Genomic DNA, 22,202 nt, shown 5'->3' with positions numbered 1-22,202 from the left:
ACAATTATTGGCTGGGAAATCCTTTTGAGGTTTCCCAGCCAATAATTTTGTGTACCGATGTCTTTTATACGGTGGCCTTCAATTCCGAGCGCCAGCTGCGTTTCGGTTCCCAGCCAAGGACATCTCGCGCTTTCTGGATACTGAAGGCAGGGCTATCCGTGGTGAGTCCCGCTGCGACGTCCTCGAGCTCCGGATAAATCTCTGGGATCAGCTCTGCGAGCGGACGCGTTGCCATGGCATCCTTTGCACCAACGAAGAACACCGAGCCATTCTCTACGCGGTCAAACCGTTCAAGCAGTACCAGCAGGAAATCTGCCACGTCCCGCGCATCAACGTAATTGAATAGCGCAGGCGCTGACAAGCGAGGATCTTGTAGGCGCTCAGCAACAGTGTGTCCCTGCTGCGTTGGAGCGCCGGCCCACTCTTCCTCTGCGATCACATAGCAGGGCCTGAAGGAAGCGAACTTCACCGAACTTGCCGGTCCCATTTTCGCTGCGAACATGGCGGCAATCTGCTCGGCTACGAATTTGGAAAGCCCATAAGCATGCCATGGCTTGGGAACTTCGTTTTCATCAAGAGGCAGCTTCTCCGGCACCCATCCGCCCGGAGAACCATAGCCCATTATTGATGGGCTGGAGGCCAGCACGACCCTGGTAGCACCGGCCTCCACTGCCGCCGAGGTGACGTTATGGGCAATGGTCGCGTTCGTGTGCAGAAGCACCTCTTCCGGGGCCATGAAAGGAACAGCCATTGCCGCGAGGGACACCACCGCTTGCGGAGCAAGCTGCTCGAATAGCGCATGCGTAGCCTTCGCATCCATCAGATCGATGCAGTGATATTCCACGCCATCGAGAGGTTCTTCCGGAATCTGCCTGTCAAGAGAGATCACTTCATGCCCTGCGTGAGAAAACCCCGCGAGCACGGCACGGCCTAAACGCCCTGCTCCCCCGGTGATGACGACTTTTTCACCCATGGCTCCGTTTACACCTTGACCTTCGGTTGAAACGAAATGTCCACGCCCAGGCCAGCACTCCCGACGTCCACGAGCTGCCTGGTTTCCAGCGATTGATTTCCGCAAATCCCGACAGCAATGGCGCGCACACCGTCGATGAATCCGGCTTGCCGCGCATATCCATCCTCGTTGGCTCCGCGGAAGAGCTCTTCGAGCAGGAGCTTGTCGCCGCCACCATGCGATCCATTCGAGTTTTCGATCTGAATCTCCACTGCTTCTTCCCAATGCCGCTGCAAAAGCAATCTCTCGCCTTTCGACCTGGCATTGCCGCTCTGGCCATCATTGCTATATGAAGGATCCACCGGATGCCCGCCGGCCGCGGGCAGTACTGCTGCCCGTTCGACAACGTCCAGTTCCAGGCGTCCTTCCGTCCCGTTCACCGCAACCCGGTATCCTTCCCATGGGCTGTGCGCGTTCAGGGAATATGAAAGCACCGGTCCGTTTTGATACTCAGCAGTCAGGCTCAAATTGTCTTCGATGGTGATCTCGCCATTGAAGACTCCCTGGTCTCGGCGGTACCCATCAAAGTGTTCGTTCTCTAGATAGAGCTTTTCCAACCGCTCATCGCTGCGAAGATCCAAATCAAACGGATCCTTATCGCTTAGCCCGTGGGTACCGCGTTCGTTGGCTTGGCGGCCCCTGAACTCTGCGTTGTCGGGCCCGTAGAACTTCAGCCCTCCTGTTGCAAAGACCTTCTGCGGTGAATCGTCGAGCCACCAATTGACCAGATCGAAATGATGGCTGGACTTATGGATTAGCAAGCCGCCAGAGTTTTCCTTGAGTCGATGCCATCGGCGAAAGTAGTCTGCTCCGTGAACGGTATCCAGCATCCAGTTGAAGTCCACGGATGTGACTTGGCCGATTTTCCCATCGTCGATGGCCTTCTTCAGGGCTGTATTCCGAGGAGAATAACGGTAGTTAAACGTGACCACGATTTCATGGCCGCTTTCTTCCACCGCCCGAGCTATACGAGCGGTGCTCGGCGCATCAATTGTTAGTGGTTTCTCAACTATCACATCGGCGCCGGCATACAGAGCGGTGCAGATCAGCTCAGCATGCGTGTAGTCCGGGCTCGTGATGATTACCCGGTCAATGTGGCGTTCTCGAATGACTTTGGCCAAGTCTTGCGGGTCAAAGGACCCAACCTTCTCGCCGAAGGTCTGTTCAACTACGTCTTGGTAGTACTCGATTCGCCCCTGGTTGGTATCTGCCAATGCGACAAGTTCAGCGACGTCGCTATGTTCACCGAAGATAGCAGTCAGGTACATTTCGCATCGGTTCCCTGTGCCGATCAGTACGTAGCTGGTGCGTGATGAGCTTCCCATGCGGTTTCTCCTACGATAAGTTTCTGGCGCTTGTGTCTGGTATCGGTCGAGGCCACTGGCCTAGCGCTGTTGTCCTAGGCCAGTGGCATATTCCTGCTATTTGATACCAGTAGTTGCGATGCCCTTGACCAGGTATTTCTGCCCGAAGAGGAAGGCAAGGAATACAGGGACCAACGTGACGATCGACATTGCGAACAGTGCGCCCCAGTTGGATTCTCCGGTGGAGTCTATGAATGCGTTGAGCGCAACTTGCACGGTGTAATTACTCGGGTTGGTGAGGTAGATCAGTGAGGTAAAGAAGTCGCTCCAGGTCCAGATGAACGTGAAGATTGCCGTAGTTGCCAAGGCTGGAACCATAAGCGGCAGGATGATCTGCAGGAAGATCCGTGGATGGCCGGCGCCATCGATTCGGGCTGCTTCATCCATATCCTTAGGGATTCCTCGGATGAATTGGATCATCAGGAAGATGAAGAACCCGTCCGTGGCAAGCAGTTTCGGAACGATGATTGGCCAGAAGGTATTGACCCAGCCGATCTGAGAAAACATGATGTACTGCGGAACGATAATCACGTGGATCGGCAGCATGATGGTCATCAGCATCAGCGCGAACATAATCTTCTTGAACTTGAAGTCAAGCCTGGCAAATGCGTATGCCGCCATGGAGCAGGACACCAAGTTGCCAAGGATGCATCCCAAAACCAAAATCGCAGAGTTCATCAAGTACTTGCTGAAAGGTTCAGACAGCGCGTTCCAACCGCTGGGGTAGTTATTCCAGTCCACCTGGGAAATAACCAAACCGGCCTCGCGGAAGATCAGGTCGTTCGGGCGGAAGGAGCTAGCTACCATCCACAGCAATGGATAGATCATGACTCCGGCACCCAGGATCAGCAGCGCATGCTTTAGCAATGAGCGCATTGAAACCTTGAACTTCGGGCTCTTACCCTTTACGGTCTTGCCTCGTTCATCAGTACCGCCAACCGGCGGCTTTTTTCCGAGAAGTTCTTCCTCATCAAGCACGAGTTCTTGCGGTGACCCACCGCGTACTTGCGAATCTGGAAGTGAAGTTTGATTAGTCATCGTAAAACACCCAATACTTAGAAACGAAGAAGTTCACAGCGGTAAATGCACCAACTATGAGCACCAGGAGCCATGCCATGGCTGAGGCATAACCCATATCGAACTGTTTGAATCCTTGCTGGTACAGGTAGAGCGTGAAGAACATGGTGGAATCGGCAGGACCGCCCGATCCATTGGACACGATGAAAGCTTGAGTGAAGTTCTGGAAGGCCCCAATGATCTGCAGGACCAGGTTGAAGAAAATAATGGGGCTAATCATCGGCAACGTGATACTCAGGAACTGCCGCCATTTGCTCGCCCCATCAATGGAGGCTGCTTCGTAATACATCATGGGAACTTGACGCAGACCTGCAAGGAAGATCACCATCGGTGAGCCGAAGGTCCACACGTTGAGCAAGATCAGGCTTCCAAGTGACGTGTTTGGATCGGAGATCCATCCAATGCCTTGGATACCGACCAATTCCAAGAGCTGATTCACCAGGCCGGTGGTACCGAAAATCTGCTTCCACAGCACTGCGATTGCAACTGAGGAACCCAGCATGGAAGGCAGGTAGAAAATTGAGCGGTAAAAAGAGAGCCCGCGCATTCCCCGGTCAAGCAAGATTGCTACGGCGAGGGCCACTGCCAGCTGCAACGGAACACCGATCAAAACGTAGGTGAACGTGACCCGCAATGAATTATGCAGCCGCTGGTCGTCGAGCATCCGTTCAATGTTCTCAAACCCTGAAAAGGACGGAGCCTGCAAAAGGTTGTAGTCCGTAAACGCAAGATACAGCGACATGGCCATGGGCCCCAGGGTGATAAGGAATAACCCGATCGTCCACGGAATGAGGAAGATATGCGCTGCCTTGTTGTCCTTGGGAGGGACTTTGCGGCCATTGTTCTTGCTGAGGTTCTGCAGTTCGGCAATGGCGCTCATTGACCACTACCTCCTTTCGACGAAACGCGAAGGCAGCCCTTACGAATCGGGACCGACATGAGTGACTCCTTGCTAGAAGCGCTTGGTGAAGATGATTCGAAATCGACTTCAGGAATGCGCTTTCCAATCTCTGTTCCTCAACGCTAAACTAAACACCAACGTGAGGTCAACCACACTGGCGAGATAGGTTTGAGGAATCGCCTCGGAGCCACCGCTGGACGCCATCACACGGTGCGAACAGTCGCTGGATGCGTCCATATGAAAATAGGAGATCAGTAAAATGTCGCAGGCCAAAGACGGTTTAAGTGACACTATCGTGTCAATAGAGCTCTATTGGATATCACTGCCTTTTGATGCCGCGCGGCGAAGCCAGGAAGATTCCAATGCGGAATCAATCGATGCTTTCAATGCATCATCACGCACGTTGACCCAGATGGAATCATTAATGGTGAAGGTGCAAACCGCGGATGGGTTCACCGGCTGGGGCGAAGCCTTCGGCCACAAATCCAATCCCGCGACATGGGCTGCCCTTGAACAGATCGTGGCCCCCTTTTTCTTGGGGCGTTCATCGGCCCTCGACGGGAGCATTGCCTCGGCCGAATATGCATTCCACGCCTTCGGGCGCACCGGACCCATTCACTTCGCACTATCCGCAGTGGACATCGCTCTTTGGGATATAGCGGCACGTCGTGCAGGACAGACGCTGCGGGAATTCATCAATATCGATGCCCGCCATGAAATCAATGCCTACGCGTCTTTGGTCCACTATGCCGAGGATCCGCAGGAGGTTGCTTTTCATCTTTCCAGGGCTTTGGAACACGGATTCAAGGCGTTCAAAATCCATGAGTCCTCGATTCCAGCCATCAAGGCCGCACGGCAGGCCGTGGGCTCCCACCCGCTGATGGTCGATGTCAATTGCAAGTGGCATCATCCAGCCGAAGCCGGGTCGTCGATTGCTGCCATGGCGGACCTGGAGCTGCTGTGGATCGAAGAACCGATCTTCCCGCCAGATGATTCGCAATCACTAGCCGCCCTCAATGCTCGTTTCGGCAACGTCTCCGGTGGAGAAAACCATTCAGGGGTCCAGGGGCTGACCTCGGATATGGAACTCGGCGCCCTGCAGTTTGCCCAGCCTAGCGTCGGAAAGATTGGCGGACTCAGCGCCATGCTCAAAATTCGCGAGGCGGGTCAACGGCTTAATGTCCATGTGGTGCCACACTGCTTCTACTACGGTCCGGCCCTCCTGGCCACCGCGCAGCTGATCGCCGCAGACCAGGAAGTCCAGCTTGCCAACGGGTCACTCCGTCCGGAATTGGAAATCCCCTTCCTCGGTTGGGAAACCCAGCTCCACCCTTGGCATGCGCCGCATCAGGGGAAGCTCACTAACGAGGGTACGATCCGTCTGCCAACGGAAGCCGGGCTCGGTTTCACTCCGGATCCAGTCGTTCTTGAAAACCATGCCCTCAAGCATCTGGTCTTGACCACTGCGCCTTGCGAAGGGTAAATGATCCGGCAAGGCAATAGCCGCTTCAAGCATTGCGGACAGCCCGCGATTGCCTGGAGCCCCGCCGTCCAGACGGGAACCTGCCGTGGTTTCAAGCACCCGAGCGGCAGCTCCGGGCGCATTCGACCACAGAGAAGAAAGGGGCAGCAGGCCACCGAAGAAAACACTCGAAAAATCACTTGTGTAATAAGTTTCTTACTTATAGGATAAGTAATTAAATGAGCTTACCCCCACAGTGATCCCAACAGGAGATTCCCGCCATGACCTATACCCCCGACGCCATCCGCCACGTCAAGCTTTCAACGGCCCGGTTGCCGCTGGCCACACCGATCTCCGATGCGAAAGTTTTCACCGGTCGTCAGAAGCCAATGACCGAGGTGGTCTTCCTCTTCGCGGAGATCACCACGGAACAGGGCCATGAGGGTTTCGGGTTCTCCTACTCCAAGCGGGCTGGCGGTCCTGCACAGTACGCCCATGCCAAGGAAGTCGCACAAGCGATGATTGGCGAAGATCCAAGTGACATCGCCAAGTTGTACACCAAGCTCCTCTGGGCCGGCGCTTCGGTGGGCCGCTCTGGTGTGGCGACCCAGGCGTTGGCCGCACTTGATATCGCGCTCTACGACATGAAAGCCAAGCGCGCGGGGCTTCCGCTAGCCAAGTTCCTCGGCTCCCACCGCGATTCGGTGCGCACCTACAATACTTCCGGCGGCTTCTTGAACGCCAGCATCGAGGAGGTCAAGGATCGGGCTACCCAGTCCATCGAGGAAGGGATCGGCGGCATCAAGATCAAGGTCGGCCTGCCGGACAGCGCCGAAGACCTGCGCCGCGTTGCCGCAGTGCGCGAGCATATTGGCCCGGATTTCCCGCTCATGGTCGACGCCAACCAGCAATGGGACCGCGCTACCGCATTGCGCATGGGGCGCAGGCTCGAGGAGTTCAACCTCGTCTGGATCGAAGAACCGCTGGATGCCTACGATGCTGAAGGCCATGCGGCCCTGACCGCTGCCCTGGATACGCCAATAGCCACAGGAGAGATGCTTGCTTCGGTATCCGAGCACGAACGCCTGATTGCCGCACGCGCCTGCGACATCATCCAGCCTGACGCTCCCCGGGTCGGTGGCATCACCCAGTTCCAGAGACTGGCAACTTTCGCTGACCAGGCTGGGCTGGATCTGGCACCGCACTTCGCAATGGAAATCCACTTGCATCTGGCAGCAGCGTACCCACGCGAGCCTTGGGTGGAGCACTTCGACTGGCTCGACCCGCTGTTCAATGAGCACTTGGAAACCAAGGACGGCCGGATGATCGTTCCGAACAGGCCAGGGCTCGGCTTCACCCTGAGCGACCAGGCCCGCGCGTGGACCACCGAAACCGCGCAATTCGGCACCGCCTGAGTCCCCATGACTGGACCTTCGCGCCGGAACCGCCTGCCAGGCGGTTCCGGCGCTTATCCTTTAAGCATGCACAACGCCAAACCCAATCTGGCATCGGCCTTGGTCGGGCACCTGCGCGCGCAGATCAGCGGCGGGGCCATTCCTCCGGGACAGAAGCTGCCCAGCGAGAACGAGCTGATCGCCGAGCACGGGGTATCGCGCACCGTGGTCCGCGAGGCCATCACCCGGCTGCAGGCCGAAGGGCTGGTCTACACGCGGCGCGGCGCGGGCAGCTTCGCTTTGACTCCTCCACCGCCCGCCGAGCCTGCCGCTCAAGCACTGGTTCCGCGGACCGTCGAGGAACGCCGCCAGTTGATCGAGTACCGGGTGGGTTTCGAGACCGAGGCCGCCGCCGTCGCGGCCCGCTCCCGCACCGCGCAGGATTTGTCCGCAATGGACCAGGCCCTGCGGGGCTTCGAGGCCGCAGCGGGCAATGCGGCGGTGAGCATGAGCTGCGATTTCGAGTTCCACCTGGCCGTGGCCAGGGCTACCGGCAATCCCTACTTCGGCCAGGCTGTGGAGAATTTCGGTCCCTCCATGATCGCGATGCCGCGCGGCCGGCTGGATTCGGCCGACACGATCACCGCCGACCGGCTGGGTTCGGTGGCCGCAGAGCACCGCACCGTGCGTGATGCCATTGCCTCCGGCGACCCGCACATGGCGGCCGCGGCCATGCGCATGCATCTGGGCAACTCCATGCTGCGGCTGCAATCCGAAGCGGGGCTCGGCCCCGCGCTTTAGGGCCGGGACGCGGAAAAGACCTCCGGCTGGCCGTGGCAGCTGCCATCAGCTCCATGTCGCCGAGAGGTCTTTCCTTCAAAGTTCCGTACCGGGCCTAGGCGATCACCAGGTCCAGTGCGAAGACCCCGAGCAACCCGAGTACCGCCAACGTCGTGGTGTAGGTGGTGCGCACCGCGAGCGCCTGCCCGACATTGAGGTTGAAATACTCCTTGAACATCCAGAAGCCCGGGTCGTTCACGTGGCTGAAGGCGATCGAGCCGCAGGCGGTGGCCAGCACCATCAGCTCAGGCGACGCTCCGGTGGCCGCAACCAGCGGTGCGGCGATGCCGGCGGCGGTCGATACCGCCACCGTAGCTGATCCCAGCGCGATGCGCAGGATCACCGCAATGATCCAGGCCAGGAACAGCGGGCTGAGATTCCACCCCGCAGTGGTGTCCGCAATGTAGTCGGCAATGCCGGCGGAAACCAGCACCTGCTTGAAGGCGCCGCCGGCGCCGATGACCAGCAGGATCATGGCCATGGCCCGTGCGGCCTCGCTCATCGACTTGGCGACCTGCGCCATGGAACGGTTGTTCAGCGGGCCGAAGGCGGCAATCGCCACCAGCAGGGCGATCAGCAACGCAATTTCCGCAGAGCCCAGCAGCGCGAGCACATCGTCGGCCTCCTCGCTCAGCGTCACGGTCATGCGCAGGATTTCCGAACCGGCAATCAGCACGATGGGCAGCAGCGCCACCAGGAAGGACAAGGCGCCCGAGGGCAGCTCGTCGTCGGCGAAGTCCTTTTCCGCGAGCAGCCCCGAGGGCATCTGCGGGTTCATCTGCCGCACGAAGGACAGCCGCGGCCAGGCCATCGCAATGGCCACACCGGCCGGAATGGCGATGAGCAGGCCGTAGGCCAGCGTCAATCCGACCGATGCGTTGTACAGCCCGGCCACTGCGGTCGGACCCGGGTGCGGGGGCAGGAAGGAATGCATGGTGGACAGCGAGATGGACATGGGCAGGCCCACCCACAGCAGGTTGACCTTGGTGGCGCGCACCAGGGTGAAGGCGACCGGCACCAGGATCACGAACGCGACCTCGTAGAACATGGTCACGCCGATCAGCATCGCGGAAATGATCATGGCCCACTGCACGCCACGCTCGCCGAAGACCGAGAGGATCTTGCGGGCAATGCGCTGCGCCGCCCCGGCGTCGCCCATGACGCGGCCAATCATGGCACCCAGGCCGATGACGACGGCGGTGCTTCCCAGCTGCCCGCCCAGGCCCTCGGTGATGATCTCCGGAATGTCAGCGACGCCCGCGGGCTCGCCGTCCACGCTCAGCGATCCGGTGGCGACGGCCCAGAAGGCCACGAGGGTGGCGACGAGGATCAGGGCGATGAATCCGTTGAGCTTGAACCTCATCATGAGGATCAGCAGCACGACTACCGCCAGGGCTACGACAAGCAGGGGCATAAAGGGGCTCCGATCTGGGGAATACTTTGGAAAGGGTGGAATCTCGGCATCGCGGGTGGCGGCGGGGGCTTGGGTTTACGTGAGCTGCCGCATATCGCCATGTGCCTGTAGTCACGTTAGTAAGCCGGGATCGCTCCCGTCCAAGACTCGATCCGCATGTTTTGATACCCAGCCGGCATCGCGTTGCGTGCCCGGGTGGCGGCCATCCCCGCGATCCCGCGACATTCCGGCACTCCGCGCCCGGTAGCGCATTCGGCTCGGCGTTTCGGCACTCCCCGGGAACCGTGCATTGAGTGACGAGCCTCACAGTAGTTGACGCGCTGCAACCATTGAGGAGCCACCGGACCGTGGACGCGCAAAGGCCGCGGAAGGCTTCCGTTGAAGCCTTCCGCGGCCCTTGGCAGCGGTGCGGTAGCGGGTCAGCCGGCCTTGACGGCCAGCACCGGATGCTGCGCCTGCAGCAGGATTCGCTGGGCGTGCGAGCCCATGATGAACTTGCCCACCTGGCTGCGCTGGCGCAGCCCGATGACGATCAAGGACACCTCGTGCTTCTCGGCCAGCCCGAGGAACTCCTCGGTCAGGTCATCACGGTAGCTGGACTCCACGATGCGAGCCTCGACTCCCGCCGCGGCGGCAGCTAGCAGTACGCGTTCCAGGTCCTCGGGCGAAGCGGTGTGCTTGTCCACCAGCGACCCCTCGCGCGAGGAGTTCACGATCAGCAACGGTTCGGCGCGCAGCTTCGCCTCGATGATGGCCGCGTCGACGGCGGCCTGCCCTACTGGGGTGGGGACGTATCCCACGATGATGCTCATGCGTTTTCCTTTTCCTTTACGGCCTGCACGGCCACCAAGCGGTTCTTGCGCTGATCGATGGCGGACTTGATCATCGGCCACACGGCCACGAACACGAACACCACCAGCAGCGTTGCGGAGATGGGTCGGGACAGGAAGCCCGAGGGGTCGCCTTCCAGCACCAGCAGGGATCGGCGCAGGTTGGATTCCAGCAGGCTGCCCAGCACGAACGCCAGCACCAGCGGGCCGGGCTCGAAACCGAATTTCTTCATCAGGTAGCCCACGGCGCCGAACATGACCACCAGCATCACGTCGAACATGGAGTTGCGGATGGTGTACGCGCCCAGCAGGGTAATCAACGCGGTGATCGGCGCCAGGATCGCGGCGCGGATGCGCAGGATCCGCACGAATACCCCGATCAGCGGGATCGACATGATCAGCAGCAGGATGTTGCCGATATACATCGAGTTCACCACGCCCCAGAACAATTCCGGGTCATTGGAGATCAGCTGCGGGCCGGGGGTGACCCCCTGGATCAGCAACGCCCCGAAGATGATCGCCATCGTCGCATTCGCAGGAATGCCCAGAGTCAGCAATGGGATGAACGAGCTGGTCGCCGCCGCATTGTTCGCGGTTTCCGGTCCGGCGACACCCTCGATCGCCCCCTTGCCGAAGCGCGTAGGGTCCTTGGCGGTCTTCTTCTCCAGCGCGTAGGAGGCCAGCGAGGAGATCGTCGCGCCGCCGCCGGGCAAGATGCCCAGGAAGAAGCCGAGCACCGACCCGCGGCCGATCGCCCCGGAGGCCTGCTTCAGGTCCTGGCGCCGCGGCCACACGTTGGCCACCTTCAGCGGGGCGGACACGGCCCGGTGCCGCTCCTCCAGGTTGTAGAGGATCTCGCCCACGCCGAACAGGCCCATGGCGATCGGCACGAAGTCGATCCCGTCGGCCAGCGACAGGTTGCCGAAGGTGAAGCGCTCGGCCCCGGTGAAGCCATCGCGACCCACCGTGGCCAGGAACAGGCCCAACGCCGCGGCGATGATCGCCTTGATCTTGGAGCCTCCGGAGATGGTGGCCACCAGCAAGATGCCCAGCAGCGCCAGCGCCGTGTACTCCGGCGGGCCGAAGTCCAGCGCGAAACTGGCCACCAGCGGAGCCAGGAAGGTCAGACCCACAATGGCGATCGTGCCGCCAATAAACGAGCCGATGGCGGCAATGCCCAGTGCGGTGCCGGCCCGGCCCTGCTTGGCCATGACATAGCCGTCGAAGACCGTCACCACCGAGCTGGCCTCGCCGGGAAGGCGCAGCAGCACCGAGGTGATCGTGCCGCCGTACTGGGCACCGTAGAAGATGCCGGCCAGCATGATGATGGCGGTCACCGGCTCGACACCGTAGGTCAACGGCAGCAGGATCGCGATCGTGGCCGCCGGGCCCAGGCCCGGCAGCACGCCGATCAGCATGCCAATGACAACGCCGAGCAGGCAATACAAGAGGTTTGTGGGGTCCAGGACGGTGCCGAAGCCGTCCAGGACTGGTCCGAAGAAGTCCATGGGAGTCAACCTTTAATTGCGACTTAGAACAGTCGGGGAATCGTGGTGCCGAGCGCGGCAATGAAGATGGCGTAGAAGGCCACGACCACCAGCACCGAATACAAGGCGGCAGAGCGCCAGCGCTCACCGCCCAGCCAGCGCATCCACACGAAGCACAGCAGCAGCGCGGGAATCTCGAAGCCGATCAGCGGCATGAGCACCACCATCAGGATCAGGGTGGCGAAACCAATGACGGTGTACCAGCTCATGGCACTGAACTTCTCCCCGTCCTGCCCGCCGCGCCTGCCCACGATGAGCTGCACCACGGCCATGACGGCGGCAATCAGCGTGACGATGAAGGGCCACATCCCGGCGCTGGGCGCCGCGGGGGTGCCCAGCCCCAGGCCAACGGACAGCGCCATGCCGGCGCAGCCCAGCGCGAGCACCACCAGGCTGGAGGCAAGGTTCGCCACCGGTCCGGCCGGTTCCGGGGCCTCGGCTTCCCACTGGGCGGCGAGTTCCTCCGGGGTCAGCGCCTCGGGCGACGAATCGTCCTCGGGCTGCACCGGGCCGGATTCCGCGCGGGGCGCGGCGGGCACCGGCGGGCGTTCAACGTGTTTGGCTTGCATGATGTCCTCCTGTGCTTGAAGTGTTCCGGATCAGCTGGCTGCCGGGAGGCTACTTGCCGGCCAGCGAGATGTCGTACTCATCGGTCAGTTCCTTGTACTTCGCGGCCAGCTCATTCCATTCGGCGGTGACTTCCTCGCCGGAAATCTCGTTCGGAGTCAGCATGTTCTTCTCGTTGAACGAGGTGTAGGTGTCCGTGGCTACCGCGTCCTTGATGGAGGCCACCAGCTTCTGCTTGGCGTCATCGCTCAGGCCCTTCGGGGCTGCGATGGCGCGGTACTGGGAGACCGGGACTTCATAGCCTGCCTCGATGGCGGTGGGCACATCGGGAAGGAACTCATTGCGCTCGGAGGAGAAGACCACGATCGGGGTGACGGTGCCGGCGTCGATCTGCGGCTTGGCTTCGCCCAGCTGCACTGTGGAGACCTGTACCTGGTCGCCCATGACGGCGGTCAGTGCCGGGGAACCCGAGTCGAATGGTACTGTGGTGCCTTCGATGCCCGCCTGGGCCAGGATCAGTTCCTGGGCCAGCTGCGAGCCGGTGCCCACGCCGGTAGTGCCGAAGGACAGCTTCTTGCCGCTGTTCTTGATGTCATCGAAGTTCTCCATCCCCGACTTGGTGCTGGCTACCATGACGTAGTCATCCTGACTCAGTCCCATGAGGACATCGAGGTCATCGAGCGAAACCGCCTCGTCCGCGGATACCGCCAGCGGGGTAATGGTGATCAACGAGGCGTTGAGCAGCACGAGGTTCTGCCCGTCCGGGGCCATGGCCGCCACTTCTTCGGTGGCCAGCGCGCCATTGGCGCCCGGCTTGTTCACCACGGGCAGGGCCACGCCCAGGGAATCCGCCATGCCGTCCGCCGCGGCGCGCGCGATCAGGTCGGTGGAGCCGCCAGGCGCCTGGCCGACGGTCAGGGTGATGGGGCCGCTGGGGAATTCGGCGGAGGCCGAGCCCCCGCCGACGTTGCCGCCGCAGGCGGAAAGCGCTAGTACCGCGCCAGTGGCCGAGAGGGCGAGCGGCGAGTCAAGCGATTTTTCATGGGAAGTTCTCCTGTGGTGTCGAGTGTGGGACCCCGGCCGAGGCCTCGAGTGAGACAGCTCACCTTGCTGGTCTTGGAGTCAAGCGTAGAAACTTGAAGTGATGCATGTCCAAGGTTGAATGTGCATAGAATGATTCCAGAAAGGTATCAAATGTTTACTCTGGACCAAGCACGCAGTTTCGTTGCCGTTGCCGAGGAATTGCACTTCGGCCGTGCCGCCGAGCGGCTGAACATGACTCAGCCGCCGCTGAGCCGGCAGATCCAGAAACTCGAGCGCACGGTCGGCGTGGAACTGCTCGAGCGCGACAACCGCCGCGTGGCCCTCACCGCGGCGGGCCATGCTTTCCTCCAGGATGCCCGCCGGCTGGTCGTGGCCGCCGAGCGTGCCCCGGACAATGCCCGCCGCATCGCCGCCGGCCAGCTGGGCGAGCTGCGCATCGGCTTCACCGCGGCCTCGGGCTTCAGCCTGCTCGGCCCGCTGCTGGGAGAAATCTCCGCGCAGATGCCGCAGGTGCACCTGGAGCTGTCGGAAATGGTGACCGGCGAGCAGGTCGACGCCCTGCTGGACGGCGACATCGATCTGGGCTTAGCCCGCCCGCCCTTCGACGAGAAGCTCTTCGAATCCGCACTGCTATTAACCGAGGGTCTCTACGTGGCAGTGCCCTCCGGCCACCGGCTGGCCCGGCTGCAGCGGGAGGTATTGTTCGATGACCTGCGCAACGAACCGCTGATCATGCACTCCCCCACCAAGGCCCGCTACTTCTACGACCTGGTGGTGCGCCGCGTCGACATCGAGCACAAGAACGTGCGCCATACCGTCAGCCAGGTGCTGACCATGCTCGCGCTGGTCTCCGCCGGGCGCGGTATTGCTTTCGTCCCGGAGAGTGCCAAGCTGCTGGGCGTGGGCGGGGTCAGCTACCTGCGGCTTGGCGAGGTTACCGACGATCCGGTGCAGCTGCACGCCATCTGGAGCAAGTCCTCGCGCAATCCGGCGCTGGAACGGGTGGTCTCGATCGTGCGCCACGCGCTGCACGCTGAATGATGCACAGTAGGTATCAAACAATACAAATATGGGCTTGGACAGGCATCATAGAGGGTTCCTAGGCTGAGGGTAATACCAATGCACCGCCCCCAGCTTTCCCGCCTCGCCTGAGGTGGGAACCAGTCAAAGGAACAAACCATGGCCCAGTACACCCCCGCCGAACTTGCCTCCAAGCTCAAGGACGGGTTGCTCTCCTTCCCGGTCACCGCATTCGACGCGAACCTGGAAATCGACGAGGCCGCGTACCGCAACCACCTGGCCTGGCAGTCCAGCTTCGATGTCGCGGGACTGTTCGCCGCCGGAGGCACGGGCGAAGGCTTCACGCTGACCCCGGCAGAGGCCTCGCGTGTGGTCCGCATGGCAGTGGAAGAAGCCGGCTCCAAGGTTCCGGTGCTGGCCTCGGCCGGCGGTTCGACCAAGCAGGCCATCCAGAATGCGCAAGACGCCGAGGCCGCAGGGGCCGAGGGCCTGCTGCTGCTGCCACCGTACCTGACCGAATGCGACCAGGAAGGGCTCTACCAGCACGCGTCGGCCATCTGCGCATCGACGACGACCGGCGTAATCGTCTACAACCGCGCCAACGCGATCTATTCGGCGGACACCGTGGCCCGGCTGGCCGATAACCACGAGAACTTCATCGGCTTCAAGGACGCGCTGGGCGACATCGAGCACCTGACCAAGGTGTACGCCAAGAACGGCGACCGCCTGTTCTACCTGGGCGGGCTGCCTACCGCGGAGACCTTCGCGCTGCCGCTGCTGCAGCTGGGCATGAGCACCTACTCCTCGGCCATGTACAACTTCGTTCCGGAATTCGCGCTGGACTTCTACAAGGATGTGCGCGCCCAGGACCTGAAGGCGGTCAACGAGAAGCTGAACCGCTTCGTGCTGCCGTACCTGGAAATCCGCGACCGCGTCAAGGGTTACGGCGTATCCATCGTCAAGGGCGGGCTGAAGGCCATCGGCCGCGACTCCGGCTCGGTGCGCCCGCCGCTGCAGGATCTGACCGAGCAGGACCTGGCGGACCTGTCCGCGCTGATCCAGCAGGCAGGCATCGTTCCCGCCGGCGCGAGCCTCTGACCAGCACTGGCACTTTACGACACACCAATCAGTCGACTCAGGAGCAATTCATGAGCACAACCACGCAGAACCTCACCGGCCAGTCCATCCTCGCCGGCGCCAGCACCGAAGGCAACGGGCGCAAGGTCAACGGCTATAACCCGGCGACCAACGAGCGCCTGGAACCTGCCTACAGCCTCATCGATGAGCAGCAGCTGAAGCTGGCCACCGCTGCGGCGGCCGAGGCCTTCGAGTCCTTCCGGTCCTTGGAACCGTCGAAGCACGCAGAGTTCCTGGAAGCCATCGCGGAGAACATCGAGGCAGTGGGCGCCGAACTGGTCGCTCGCGCCATGGCCGAAACCGGCTTGCCCGAGGCGCGCCTGACCGGCGAGCGCGGGCGCACCACCGGACAGCTGCGGCTGTTCGCGCAGGTGGTGCGCCAAGGTGACCAGCACGGCGTGCGCGTGGACCCGGCCCTGCCAGAGCGCACCCCGGCCCCGCGCGTGGACATCCGGCAGCGCAAGATCCCGGTGGGCCCGGTCGCGGTGTTCGGCGCGTCGAACTTCCCGCTGGCGTTCTCCACCGCCGGCGGCGACACCGCCAGCGCGCTGGCTGCCGGCTGCCCGGTGGTCTTCAAGGCCCACAATGCGCACCCCGGAACCAGCGAGATTGTTGGCCATGCCATCAGCAAGGCCGTCGCCGACTTCGGGCTGCACCCGGGAGTCTTCTCCCTGGTTTATGGCCCCGGCGCGTCGATCGGCCAGGCGCTGGTGAAGGATCCGGCCATCAAGGCCGTGGGCTTCACCGGTTCGCGGGCCGGCGGCACCGCCCTGATGGCCGCCGCGGCCGCGCGACCGGAACCTGTCCCGGTGTATGCCGAGATGAGCTCCATCAACCCGGTGATCTTCTTCGAGGGAGCATTGGCGCAGGATCCCGTTGCGCAGGCCAAGGCCTACTTGGCTTCTGTTGTCGGTTCTTCCGGGCAGCTGTGCACCGCACCGGGTCTCGTCTTTGTTCCCACTGGAGCTGCCGGCGACGCATTCGCCCGCGCCGTCAGCGGCCAGGCACCGGAAACTTCCGGGCAGACGATGCTCACCGAGGGAATCTACAATTCCTGGACCGCTGGTGTCCAAGCGCTCGGCAGCCAGGACGGTGTCGAACTGCTGGGCCGTGGCACCGAAGGGGCAACCGAGAACGCTCCGGCACCAGCCATCTACACCGCTGGAGTGGAGCAGCTGCTGGCCAACCCGGTGCTGCAAGACGAAATCTTCGGAGCCGCCTCGCTGGTGATTCGCTACGCCGATGCCGCACAGCTGCAAACGGCGCTGGGCCGGCTGGAAGGCCAGCTCACCGCCACCTTGCAGCTGGACGATTCGGATCACGAAGCCGCAGGGCAGATCATCGGGACGCTGGAAACCAAGGTCGGGCGCATCCTGGTCAACGGATGGCCAACCGGTGTGGAAGTGGGCCACGCGATGGTGCACGGAGGTCCGTTCCCGGCAACGTCCGACCCGCGGACCACCTCGGTGGGCACCCTGGCCATCGAGCGCTTCCTGCGCCCGGTCGCCTACCAGAACTTCCCGGACGCGCTTTTGCCCAAGCCCATCGCGGAAGACAATCCGTGGAAGTTGACCCGCCGGATTGACGGCGTCCTGCAGGCGAAAGGCGAATAATCCATGACTTCCCAGCCCACCATTGCCTCGGTGAAGGTCATCCCGGTCGCCGGGCATGACTCCATGCTGCTGAACCTCTCCGGGGCGCACGGGCCGTTCTTCACGCGCAATATCGCCATCATCACTGACTCCGAAGGCCGCACTGGCCTCGGCGAGGTACCTGGCGGCGAAGCGATCCGTTCGACCATAGAGGAGGCCGGCACACTGATTACCGGCGCCCCTGTGGCGACTTACCGTTCGCTGCTGCGCCAGGTGGCAGCCCGCTTCGCAGACCTCGATTCCGGCGGACGCGGTGCACAGACCTTCGATTTGCGCACCACCGTGCACGCAGTCACCGCACTTGAATCTGCACTGCTGGATTTGCACGGCCAGTTCCTCGGAGTGCCGGCGGCCGAACTGCTCGGCGACGGGCAGCAACGCGACGCGGTTCCGATGCTCGGCTACCTGTTCTACGTGGGCAACCCGGACACGACGGATCTGCCGTATCTGCGCGAACCGCAGGGCAACGACGATTGGGAGCGCTTGCGCCGCGAGGAAGCCATGACGCCAGAAGCCGTGGTGCGCCTGGCCGAGGCGGCGCAGGCCCGTTACGGGTTCAAGGATTTCAAGCTGAAGGGCGGCGTCCAGGACGGGGACTCCGAGGTCGATGCTGTCATCGCTTTGAAGGAACGCTTCCCCGAAGCCCGGATCACGCTTGACCCCAATGGCGGCTGGCTGCTCGAAGATGCTATCCGGCTTGGCAAGCGCATGCGTGGAGTGGTGGCCTATGCCGAGGATCCGTGCGGCCCTGAGGGCCGCTTCTCGGGCCGCGAGGTCATGAGCGAATTCCGCAGGGCGACCGGTCTGCAGACCGCCACGAACATGATTGCGACTGACTGGCGAGAAATGGCGCACGCGGTGCGCACCAATGCGGTAGACATCCCCCTGGCAGATCCGCATTTCTGGACCATGTCCGGTTCAGTGCGCGTTGCCCAGCTGTGCAACGAGTTCGGACTGACTTGGGGGTCGCACTCGAACAACCACTTCGACATTTCGCTGGCGATGTTCACCCAGGTCGGCGCCGCTGCTCCGGGCGAGATCACGGCACTCGATACCCACTGGATCTGGCAGGATGGACAGGGCCTGACCGAGGAACCATTGGTGATTCGGGACGGAGAGATCAAGGTTCCGCAGCGGTCCGGCTTGGGTGTCAGCCTGGACATGGATCGGGTCGCCCAAGCCCACGAACTGTACCTGGAACATGGGTTGGGCTCGCGTGACGACTCGGTGTCCATGCAATACCTGATTCCCGGCTGGACCTTCGATTCGAAGAGTCCCGCGCTGGTTCGCTGATGGGCTGCCAGGGAATCTGAATAATGCACCGTGGACGGTAGAGGGAGCTTTCGCACCCTCGCCGTCCACGGCTTCGAGAAGCCCCGGAGCTGGGAACACCAGTACCGGGCGGGAAAGGCAATATGCAAGGAGTTCTACAGGGATTCTCCGTTGTCTTGATCCTCATCGGCATCGGCCTGCTGACGTCGGTCGCGCTGCCGCGACAACGCGCGGCCATTGCCCAGGGGCTGACCCCGCTCATCTTCTACATCACCAACCCCGCCCTGATGTTCACTCTGCTTGCCAGCACCGATCTGCATGCGGTGGTTGGTGTATTCACCCCGATAGCCTTGATGGTTGCCGTGCTGACCGGCTCCGCTTATGCATTGGTCGCGCGGCTGGCCTTCAAGACTCCAGCTCATCGGCTGCCCGTTGCGGCCATGTCCACGAGTTATGTGAATGCTGGAAATATCGGTGTGCCGCTGGCCCTTTATGCGGTGGGCAGCACCAGTCCCGTAGTGTCGGTGCTCATCGCGCAGTTGCTGATCATCGCTCCCGTCTACCTGTGCATGTTCGCGGTGCTCTCCCGCGCCAAGTCCGGTGGCGCGGATAGCCTGCCCGGTGCGAAAATGATCCTCAAGCCCATCGCCAACCCTGTCACTATTGCGACCTTCCTCGGTGCGGTGTTCTCCTTCTTTGGCCTGGCACTGCCCGAAGTCATTCATGCGCCAGTGCAAATGATTGGCGACGCATCCATCCCCCTGTTGCTGATGTCCTTTGGAATGGCGCTATACGGCCAGCGTCCATTGTCAGATAAGAACCTGCGCGGCGAAATCTATCTGGCGACCGCGTTCAAGGTGTTCTTCATGCCTTTGCTCGCCTGGCTCGTTGCCCGCTTCGTTTTCGGCCTATCCGGAATCGAACTTCTCGGAGTAGTGATCATGGCGGCGCTTCCAACCGCGCAAAACGTCTTGCTGTTTGCCCAGCAATTCAAGTTGCCCGTCGCCGTGCCGCGCGAAGTGGTGCTGGCAAGCACCCTGCTGACCTTTCCCAGTGTGCTGGTCATTGCCTTCTTGCTGGGCTAGATACGTGCAGCACCGGTATTCACGCCGGTGGGCATCTTGGGCCTGCCGAAGCAATCCGTTGCCAGCTGTCTCCCGAACGGTAACTCGGCGGAACTGATGGGCTGGCCAAGCGTCCAGCCGATGAGCTGGCAACCAAGGCGCTATCAGCCATCGCACGGTGCCGAATCCGGAGGGACACCATTTATTCAATGAATTAGCCAAGATACCTAGCACGCTTGGACCAAGGCTTCGACGCCAGGATAGCTGGATCCCGGAATGTACTTCTAGCGTGAAACAACTTAGAAAAGATAGCGTTCGCTATGCAAATAATTATGTGTTTTCCATGGTCAGTGCGGATCTGAAAATTTCGAACTCCCCAAACATGCAGATAACCATCATTCATTTTTCGAATCTGCGAGTCCGCCGGGATAGTTCCACAGAAATATGTGAAACACCTTTTTAGTACATGAGCGAATATAAAAGATTTATTTGAGAAGTACTTCCTTTAGGAGTTGCCGAGCAGTTACGCTCCTACCGGCACACACCACATCGATTGATCACCGACCTTTGTGCGCCCAAAAACCCTACAAGGAGAACATCAATGGCACGTTTTTCTACCCCTCTTCGGAGAACCCTGGCCGTCTCCGCGGCCGTAGTGATCGGCATGAGCGGCTTCGGCGCTGGCGCCTTGCCAGCTACCGCCTCCCCCGTATCAGCTCCCGCTGAAAAGTCCCTCCCCAAGGCAAATGGCGAAGACAAGGTCAAGATCGGTTCGGTTCAATCAGGCGAGGCCTACGACCAGTTCATCGTCACCTACAAGGCTTCAGCCACGCAGACAGGCAAGTCCTCCCGCGCCAAGGCCTGGGGCCAAGCAGCCAAGGCAGCAGGCGTTACCGTCAAGGAAATGCGAGCCATGGCCACCGGCAGCTTCGTGGTGAAGGCCGACAAGAAACTCAAGGGCAACGGCGCCAAGGAGTTCATGGCCGATATTGCGCAGTCTGGTCTCGTGGAATCGGTGGAACCCGATGCCATCATGAAGATTTCCATGACGCCTAACGACACCCGGTACGGCGAGCAGTGGCACTACAGCGGCACCAACGGGATGCGCTTGCCTTCGGCCTGGGACATCGCCACCGGCGAGGGCAGCATCGTCGCAGTCCTGGATACCGGCATCACCTCGCACTCGGATCTGAACGCCAACATCGTTTCCGGCTACGACTTCGTCTCCAGCCCTGCTTCGGCCCGCGACGGCAACGGCCGCGACGCGAACCCCCAGGATGAGGGCGACTGGTACGCCGCCGGTGAATGCGGCGGCAGCTACTCGGGCAATTCCTCCTGGCACGGCACCCACGTGGCCGGCACCGTAGCCGCAGTCACCAACAACTCCAGCGGCGTGGCCGGAGTTGCCCCGGATGCCAAGATCCAGCCAGTCCGCGTCCTGGCCAAGTGCGGCGGCAGCCTGTCCGACATCGCCGATGCCATCATTTGGGCTTCGGGCGGTGCGGTCCCGGGAATTGCCAATAACCCAACCCCGGCAGACACCATCAACATGTCCCTGGGCGGTGGCGGCGCTTGCGGAACTACCTACCAGGCGGCCATCAACGCCGCGGTTTCGCGCGGCACCTCGGTGGTAGTTGCCGCCGGCAACGAAAGCCAGAACGCTTCGAATTCCCGCCCGGCCAACTGCGAAAACGTCATTACCGTAGCGGCAAGCAACCCTTCGGGCGCTCCGTCGTACTACACGAACTACGGCTCGGCCGTTGACGTCACCGCACCTGGTGGCGACACCCGCTACGCCGGCCAAGGCGTGCTGTCCACCATCAATACCGGCACCACTACTCCATCCAGCCAGGGCTATGCCTTCTACCAGGGCACTTCCATGGCCACCCCGCACGTAGCGGGCATGGTCGCACTGATGAAGTCGGCAGACCCTGGGATGTCCCCCGCCTCCGTGGAAACTGCGTTGAAGCAGGGCACCCGCGCGATGCCAGGCGGTTGCAGCATCGGTTGCGGCGCCGGACTGGTGGATGCCGCCAAGATCATGAATGCCCTGGACGGCAGCAACCCAACACCAACCCCGGAGCCAACTCCGGATCCGGAGCCAAGCGGCAACCTGCTGAAGAATGCTGGCTTCGAGAACGGGGCGGATTACTGGACCGCCAACCGCGCCGACACCTTCGAGTCCGGCTCGGCAGCCCGCTCCGGCAGCGGATTAGCTGGGCTCAATGGTTGGGGCAATTCCAACACCTACACCCTGGACCAGAAGGTCGCCATCCCGGCAGATGCCACCAATGCGCAGCTGGAGTTCTACCTGCATGTGCTGACCAATGAAACTACTGCCTATAGCCAGTACGACAAGCTGACCGTACAGGTTCTGGACGGCTACGGAACCTACAACATGGGCACCTGGTCGAACTTGGATGCCGGCTCATCCTACGAACTGCAGGCTGTTGACCTGAACAACTTCCGCGGTAAGACCGTTACTTTGCGTTTCAAGGGCGTGGAAGACAGCTCGCAGGCTACCTTGTTCCGCATTGATGATGCATCGGTAGCCGCCAGCTAGAGGATCGACCAGAAAAGTCCACTATTACCTGCGCAAGCGCGG

At 61.5% G+C, this 22,202-nt stretch carries 18 protein-coding genes; 9 read left to right on the top strand and 9 right to left on the bottom strand.

Annotated elements, in window-relative coordinates:
* Positions 1–64 precede the first annotated feature (64 nt).
* The 4 genes from ACIOTN_RS08440 to ACIOTN_RS08425 form a co-directional block, all read right to left on the bottom strand.
* Positions 65–973, bottom strand: a complete 909-nt coding sequence (locus ACIOTN_RS08440; protein WP_105656293.1) for an NAD(P)-dependent oxidoreductase — start codon at positions 971–973, stop codon at positions 65–67.
* Positions 974–981: 8 nt separating this feature from the next.
* Positions 982–2,337, bottom strand: coding sequence for a Gfo/Idh/MocA family protein (locus ACIOTN_RS08435; RefSeq protein WP_105656292.1), 1,356 nt, complete (start codon positions 2,335–2,337; stop codon positions 982–984).
* A gap of 96 nt (positions 2,338–2,433) precedes the next feature.
* A complete protein-coding gene (locus tag ACIOTN_RS08430) occupies positions 2,434–3,414 on the bottom strand; it encodes a carbohydrate ABC transporter permease (RefSeq protein ID WP_286134060.1) in 981 nt (326 codons plus the stop codon).
* Positions 3,407–4,333: a carbohydrate ABC transporter permease gene (locus ACIOTN_RS08425; protein WP_105656291.1), complete on the bottom strand. Its 927-nt coding sequence runs from the start codon at positions 4,331–4,333 to the stop codon at positions 3,407–3,409. The genes ACIOTN_RS08430 and ACIOTN_RS08425 overlap by 8 nt, the downstream gene beginning before the upstream one ends.
* A gap of 280 nt (positions 4,334–4,613) precedes the next feature.
* On the opposite strand from ACIOTN_RS08425, the gene ACIOTN_RS08420 reads away from it, so the two are divergent.
* The 3 genes from ACIOTN_RS08420 to ACIOTN_RS08410 all read left to right on the top strand — a co-directional run bounded on the left by ACIOTN_RS08420 (position 4,614) and on the right by ACIOTN_RS08410 (position 8,011).
* A complete protein-coding gene (locus ACIOTN_RS08420) occupies positions 4,614–5,837 on the top strand; it encodes a mandelate racemase/muconate lactonizing enzyme family protein (RefSeq protein WP_105656290.1) in 1,224 nt (407 codons plus the stop codon).
* A gap of 260 nt (positions 5,838–6,097) precedes the next feature.
* Complete coding sequence (locus ACIOTN_RS08415) at positions 6,098–7,231, top strand: mandelate racemase/muconate lactonizing enzyme family protein (protein WP_105656289.1); 1,134 nt, start codon at positions 6,098–6,100, stop codon at positions 7,229–7,231.
* 66 nt (positions 7,232–7,297) lie between these two features.
* A complete protein-coding gene (locus tag ACIOTN_RS08410) occupies positions 7,298–8,011 on the top strand; it encodes a FadR/GntR family transcriptional regulator (protein ID WP_133834028.1) in 714 nt (237 codons plus the stop codon).
* Between the two features lie 94 nt (positions 8,012–8,105).
* Here the strand turns inward: ACIOTN_RS08410 and ACIOTN_RS08405 are convergent, their stop codons facing one another.
* From ACIOTN_RS08405 to ACIOTN_RS08385, 5 genes are all read right to left on the bottom strand, one after another.
* Positions 8,106–9,464 carry a gluconate:H+ symporter gene (locus tag ACIOTN_RS08405; protein WP_105661985.1) on the bottom strand — a complete coding sequence of 453 codons (1,359 nt, stop codon included), beginning with the start codon at positions 9,462–9,464 and terminating at the stop codon, positions 8,106–8,108.
* 419 nt (positions 9,465–9,883) lie between these two features.
* Positions 9,884–10,276, bottom strand: a complete 393-nt coding sequence (locus ACIOTN_RS08400; protein WP_105656286.1) for a universal stress protein — start codon at positions 10,274–10,276, stop codon at positions 9,884–9,886.
* A complete protein-coding gene (locus ACIOTN_RS08395) occupies positions 10,273–11,802 on the bottom strand; it encodes a tripartite tricarboxylate transporter permease (protein WP_105656285.1) in 1,530 nt (509 codons plus the stop codon). Before ACIOTN_RS08395 ends, ACIOTN_RS08400 begins: the two co-directional genes overlap by 4 nt.
* A gap of 23 nt (positions 11,803–11,825) precedes the next feature.
* Entirely contained in the window at positions 11,826–12,410 is a 585-nt protein-coding gene (locus tag ACIOTN_RS08390; RefSeq protein ID WP_105656284.1) for a tripartite tricarboxylate transporter TctB family protein, read from the bottom strand.
* Positions 12,411–12,459: 49 nt separating this feature from the next.
* The gene (locus tag ACIOTN_RS08385) at positions 12,460–13,509 is read right to left on the bottom strand and encodes a Bug family tripartite tricarboxylate transporter substrate binding protein (protein WP_402735207.1); all 1,050 of its coding nucleotides are present in this window, start codon (positions 13,507–13,509) and stop codon (positions 12,460–12,462) included.
* A gap of 93 nt (positions 13,510–13,602) precedes the next feature.
* Between ACIOTN_RS08385 and ACIOTN_RS08380 the strand changes: the two genes are divergently transcribed.
* From ACIOTN_RS08380 to ACIOTN_RS08355, 6 genes are all read left to right on the top strand, one after another.
* The gene (locus ACIOTN_RS08380) at positions 13,603–14,493 is read left to right on the top strand and encodes a LysR family transcriptional regulator (RefSeq protein ID WP_105656282.1); all 891 of its coding nucleotides are present in this window, start codon (positions 13,603–13,605) and stop codon (positions 14,491–14,493) included.
* Between the two features lie 138 nt (positions 14,494–14,631).
* The gene (kdgD, locus tag ACIOTN_RS08375; RefSeq protein ID WP_105656281.1) at positions 14,632–15,570 is read left to right on the top strand and encodes a 5-dehydro-4-deoxyglucarate dehydratase; all 939 of its coding nucleotides are present in this window, start codon (positions 14,632–14,634) and stop codon (positions 15,568–15,570) included.
* A gap of 50 nt (positions 15,571–15,620) precedes the next feature.
* Positions 15,621–17,222: an aldehyde dehydrogenase (NADP(+)) gene (locus tag ACIOTN_RS08370; protein WP_402696927.1), complete on the top strand. Its 1,602-nt coding sequence runs from the start codon at positions 15,621–15,623 to the stop codon at positions 17,220–17,222.
* Positions 17,223–17,225: 3 nt separating this feature from the next.
* Positions 17,226–18,554: an enolase C-terminal domain-like protein gene (locus ACIOTN_RS08365; RefSeq protein WP_359185440.1), complete on the top strand. Its 1,329-nt coding sequence runs from the start codon at positions 17,226–17,228 to the stop codon at positions 18,552–18,554.
* A gap of 122 nt (positions 18,555–18,676) precedes the next feature.
* Positions 18,677–19,618 carry an AEC family transporter gene (locus ACIOTN_RS08360; RefSeq protein WP_402735124.1) on the top strand — a complete coding sequence of 314 codons (942 nt, stop codon included), beginning with the start codon at positions 18,677–18,679 and terminating at the stop codon, positions 19,616–19,618.
* 580 nt (positions 19,619–20,198) lie between these two features.
* Positions 20,199–22,160, top strand: coding sequence for a S8 family peptidase (locus ACIOTN_RS08355; RefSeq protein WP_402735123.1), 1,962 nt, complete (start codon positions 20,199–20,201; stop codon positions 22,158–22,160).
* Positions 22,161–22,202 lie beyond the last annotated feature (42 nt).

The sequence above is a fragment of the Glutamicibacter sp. NPDC087661 genome (assembly GCF_044743275.1).
In the GTDB taxonomy this organism is placed as follows: domain Bacteria; phylum Actinomycetota; class Actinomycetes; order Actinomycetales; family Micrococcaceae; genus Glutamicibacter.
Note: the sequence above shows the minus strand (reverse complement) of the source record. Positions and strands in the feature narration are given on the sequence as shown.

What these genes read in the sequence shown, in the direction of transcription:
- ACIOTN_RS08440 (WP_105656293.1), bottom strand. Translation starts at nt 973, where the DNA reads ATGGGTGAAAAAGTCGTCATCACCGGGGGAGCAGGGCGTTTAGGCCGT.
- ACIOTN_RS08435 (WP_105656292.1), bottom strand. Translation starts at nt 2,337, where the DNA reads ATGGGAAGCTCATCACGCACCAGCTACGTACTGATCGGCACAGGGAAC.
- ACIOTN_RS08430 (WP_286134060.1), bottom strand. Translation starts at nt 3,414, where the DNA reads ATGACTAATCAAACTTCACTTCCAGATTCGCAAGTACGCGGTGGGTCA.
- ACIOTN_RS08425 (WP_105656291.1), bottom strand. Translation starts at nt 4,333, where the DNA reads ATGAGCGCCATTGCCGAACTGCAGAACCTCAGCAAGAACAATGGCCGC.
- ACIOTN_RS08420 (WP_105656290.1), top strand. Translation starts at nt 4,614, where the DNA reads ATGTCGCAGGCCAAAGACGGTTTAAGTGACACTATCGTGTCAATAGAG.
- ACIOTN_RS08415 (WP_105656289.1), top strand. Translation starts at nt 6,098, where the DNA reads ATGACCTATACCCCCGACGCCATCCGCCACGTCAAGCTTTCAACGGCC.
- ACIOTN_RS08410 (WP_133834028.1), top strand. Translation starts at nt 7,298, where the DNA reads ATGCACAACGCCAAACCCAATCTGGCATCGGCCTTGGTCGGGCACCTG.
- ACIOTN_RS08405 (WP_105661985.1), bottom strand. Translation starts at nt 9,464, where the DNA reads ATGCCCCTGCTTGTCGTAGCCCTGGCGGTAGTCGTGCTGCTGATCCTC.
- ACIOTN_RS08400 (WP_105656286.1), bottom strand. Translation starts at nt 10,276, where the DNA reads ATGAGCATCATCGTGGGATACGTCCCCACCCCAGTAGGGCAGGCCGCC.
- ACIOTN_RS08395 (WP_105656285.1), bottom strand. Translation starts at nt 11,802, where the DNA reads ATGGACTTCTTCGGACCAGTCCTGGACGGCTTCGGCACCGTCCTGGAC.
- ACIOTN_RS08390 (WP_105656284.1), bottom strand. Translation starts at nt 12,410, where the DNA reads ATGCAAGCCAAACACGTTGAACGCCCGCCGGTGCCCGCCGCGCCCCGC.
- ACIOTN_RS08380 (WP_105656282.1), top strand. Translation starts at nt 13,603, where the DNA reads ATGTTTACTCTGGACCAAGCACGCAGTTTCGTTGCCGTTGCCGAGGAA.
- kdgD (WP_105656281.1), top strand. Translation starts at nt 14,632, where the DNA reads ATGGCCCAGTACACCCCCGCCGAACTTGCCTCCAAGCTCAAGGACGGG.
- ACIOTN_RS08370 (WP_402696927.1), top strand. Translation starts at nt 15,621, where the DNA reads ATGAGCACAACCACGCAGAACCTCACCGGCCAGTCCATCCTCGCCGGC.
- ACIOTN_RS08365 (WP_359185440.1), top strand. Translation starts at nt 17,226, where the DNA reads ATGACTTCCCAGCCCACCATTGCCTCGGTGAAGGTCATCCCGGTCGCC.
- ACIOTN_RS08360 (WP_402735124.1), top strand. Translation starts at nt 18,677, where the DNA reads ATGCAAGGAGTTCTACAGGGATTCTCCGTTGTCTTGATCCTCATCGGC.
- ACIOTN_RS08355 (WP_402735123.1), top strand. Translation starts at nt 20,199, where the DNA reads ATGGCACGTTTTTCTACCCCTCTTCGGAGAACCCTGGCCGTCTCCGCG.